This is a genomic window from Acidovorax sp. (assembly GCF_021287135.1).
Taxonomy (GTDB): domain Bacteria; phylum Pseudomonadota; class Gammaproteobacteria; order Burkholderiales; family Burkholderiaceae_C; genus Acidovorax.
This window is the reverse complement of record NZ_JAJTBB010000056.1, coordinates 1-2336: the sequence shown is the minus strand read 5'-3', so window position 1 is coordinate 2336 and position 2336 is coordinate 1. Positions and strand designations below refer to the sequence as shown.

At 61.0% G+C, this 2336-nt stretch carries 5 protein-coding genes; 3 read left to right on the top strand and 2 right to left on the bottom strand.

Annotated features, from left to right (window positions below):
* The first annotated feature begins 131 nt into the window (after positions 1 to 131).
* Entirely contained in the window at positions 132 to 386 is a 255-nt protein-coding gene (locus tag LWW96_RS13505) for a hypothetical protein (RefSeq protein WP_291487812.1), read from the top strand.
* Positions 387 to 513: 127 nt separating this feature from the next.
* On the opposite strand, the gene LWW96_RS13500 is transcribed toward LWW96_RS13505, so the two are convergent.
* Together LWW96_RS13500 and LWW96_RS13495 are read right to left on the bottom strand one after the other, a co-directional pair.
* Complete coding sequence (locus tag LWW96_RS13500) at positions 514 to 987, bottom strand: hypothetical protein (RefSeq protein WP_291487811.1); 474 nt, start codon at positions 985 to 987, stop codon at positions 514 to 516.
* On the bottom strand, positions 984 to 1550 hold the full coding sequence (locus tag LWW96_RS13495) for a hypothetical protein (RefSeq protein ID WP_291487809.1): 567 nt from the start codon (positions 1548 to 1550) through the stop codon (positions 984 to 986). Before LWW96_RS13495 ends, LWW96_RS13500 begins: the two co-directional genes overlap by 4 nt.
* Positions 1551 to 1624: 74 nt before the next feature.
* Between LWW96_RS13495 and LWW96_RS13490 the strand changes: the two genes are divergently transcribed.
* Complete coding sequence (locus LWW96_RS13490) at positions 1625 to 1849, top strand: helix-turn-helix transcriptional regulator (RefSeq protein ID WP_291487807.1); 225 nt, start codon at positions 1625 to 1627, stop codon at positions 1847 to 1849.
* Positions 1842 to 2168: a hypothetical protein gene (locus LWW96_RS13485; protein WP_291487806.1), complete on the top strand. Its 327-nt coding sequence runs from the start codon at positions 1842 to 1844 to the stop codon at positions 2166 to 2168. The genes LWW96_RS13490 and LWW96_RS13485 overlap by 8 nt, the downstream gene beginning before the upstream one ends.
* Positions 2169 to 2336 lie beyond the last annotated feature (168 nt).

The following is a 2336-nucleotide window of genomic DNA, read 5'->3' as shown; positions in this document are numbered from 1 at the left end:
CGGTCGCGCTCGCACATCGATTCGGGCAGCGAAACGATGGCGCGGAACAGGCGGCCGTGGGCTTGGTAGTGGGCGGGGTGAGGACGGGTCCGGGGTGGCCGGGGCGATGCGGCCTGATCTAGACTGGGCCGATGACCGTTGGAACCGTTGTGGCCTTGAATCGTCGTCTGGGCCTGTTTATCGTCCGTATCGACGCTGGCCCTGAGTTCGCCGTGTTCGAGCTTGTGAGCAATGAAGTCACGTTGAGCCTGGGCTGCAAAGTCCAAGGTGCACTCCACTCCATGCTGGAGGAAGTGGTCGTGCACCTGAACAGCGGTGAACGAATCGAAGTTGTGGGGCAGAGCGGCCCGCTGCCCGAGGAGATGGCCTACCGCCTGCTGGGCTGATGCGTGTGTATCGACAACACGCGCTGCGATTGATGACATGAAACCTCCATCGCCCGGGGTGGGCGTGGAGGAATTATGCTAAATCGAATAGAAAAATCAATCGATTTCGCATAGTTGGCTGATTTTTTTATGTTTTCTTAGCCAAGCAAGGAACAGGCTTCTTCTCAAATTCGAGGAAACGGTCGTTCATTGCGGTGATCTTTTTCAATGTGAACTCTTCCAGATCGTACTTACCCATGTCGTTCCGCATGAAGGCGAGCACGCCCTCCAGCGCTTCGTTCATGCCAGTCACAAGGTTTTGTTTGTTTGGTGTCAGGCACTCCGGAACCTCAAGCTGTTGCGCGTTTTGACGGATAGCCTGTAGCGAGCTTATCGGTCCAGCCATTCCGAGCCGTGGCGTGCTGGTTGCCAGGCGAAGGGCGTCCAGCCACTGGACTTTCATCTTGTCCATGCTCGCGTTGGCAGACGCCACGGCGGCTTCGTGGGCGGCACGCGCCTGGCTCTTCTGATAGGAGTTCCAGCCAACATAGCCGATACCAGCTACGACAAGCAAGGCAATCACTGCCAATGTGGAAACGCCTTTCGTGCGCGACCTCTTCATGAAGACCCTCCAGTCCTAATTTGTGCTGAAGGGGTAGATTGTGGCGGCACGTCGTTTCCCTGGCGACCCAGCGCACCCATGATTCGCTCAATCATTTGATCGCCGAAGGCTTCGTCCTCAGCACGTTCGGCGAGGTCAGTAATGATTGCAGCAACCGAGCGCCTGACCCCCGCAGGTTCGTCGGTGAGGGCGTCTCGTAGTGTGCGAAGCGCGTCGCGTAGGCTTGGCGGCCGTGGCGGTGGCGCAAAGGGAATTGGCGCATGGGCCTCGCGCGCTACAGGGGCCTGCGTGCTCAGTGCTTCAGCGGTTACTTCTGTTGCCTCTACCAGTCCGCGTTGGAAGGCGATCTTGTCGGCCAGAAAGTCGTCATAAAACGCATCGACTGGGATGTCGAAGAAGGCGGCGACGGGAGCCAGCGTGCTGCGTCTCGGCTCGGCCGCTACGCCGGTCAAGAACTTGTGTATCTGTGGCTGCTTTGTCTCACCCTTGAGTGCTTTGGCGAGAGCGTTTGCGGTCAGTCCGCGGCTCGCCAGCAGCAGTTGAAGTAGTTCGCGGCCTTTCATGGCCGCACTATGCATGAGCGAATAAATCGAAATCGAATTGCAAGGAGCATTCGATTTCGCATAAGATCCGCGCCATGAGCCAAACCACCACCACCGTTAAGCGTCTGCGCCAAGCGGGCATGTCTCAAGCCGCAATCGCACGGGAGGTGGGGGTGTCGCAACCCACCATCGCCAAATGGGAGGCCGGCAAGGCGCCCAAGGCGGCTGACGCTGCGATCAGGCTGCAGCTGCTCGGCCAGGGGGTCGGTGCTCCTGCAGCGGAGGCGACCGCAGTCGAAGCGGGGGTGTCCCATGCATGAGCCCTTCGCCCTGGCCCTGCTCGAAATGGCCGAGCGTTGGGCGCAAGCCGCGGGCACCACGCTGCGCAACCGCAAGCATTTCAGCGCCACGGTGTTCACCGTGACGCGCAGGCCGGAAGAGCGGGCGTTGCTGGCCGCAGCGGTTGAGGTGTATGACCTTGTCGGCTCCACGCCCGAGGGCGTGATGATCCTGCGCGCCCTCGGCCTGGAGCCAGATGCCGGCGCGCTGCTGGAGGAGCACCAACTGGAGGCGCGCTGGCAGGAGTGGTGCGCCCAACGGCTGACTGGCAAGGCGCCAGGCACTGAAGGGCAGGGGTAAGCGGCCATGCGTAGCACCACCCGTCGCCGTCTGGCGCTTATTCGTCGTCTGCAATCGGCCCATCCAGAACCAGCTTCAGCACCGTCTGGTCGCCCATCAGGTGCCACACCCGGTGCGATACCGCCCACAGCTCGGCCATGCCCTCTATGCGGAGGAAGTCGCCCGCTT

Excerpts from the sequence above, each read along its gene's own strand:
- LWW96_RS13505 (WP_291487812.1), top strand. The coding sequence starts at position 132 with ATGACCGTTGGAACCGTTGTGGCCTTGAATCGTCGTCTGGGCCTGTTT.
- LWW96_RS13500 (WP_291487811.1), bottom strand. The coding sequence starts at position 987 with ATGAAGAGGTCGCGCACGAAAGGCGTTTCCACATTGGCAGTGATTGCC.
- LWW96_RS13495 (WP_291487809.1), bottom strand. The coding sequence starts at position 1,550 with ATGAAAGGCCGCGAACTACTTCAACTGCTGCTGGCGAGCCGCGGACTG.
- LWW96_RS13490 (WP_291487807.1), top strand. The coding sequence starts at position 1,625 with ATGAGCCAAACCACCACCACCGTTAAGCGTCTGCGCCAAGCGGGCATG.
- LWW96_RS13485 (WP_291487806.1), top strand. The coding sequence starts at position 1,842 with ATGCATGAGCCCTTCGCCCTGGCCCTGCTCGAAATGGCCGAGCGTTGG.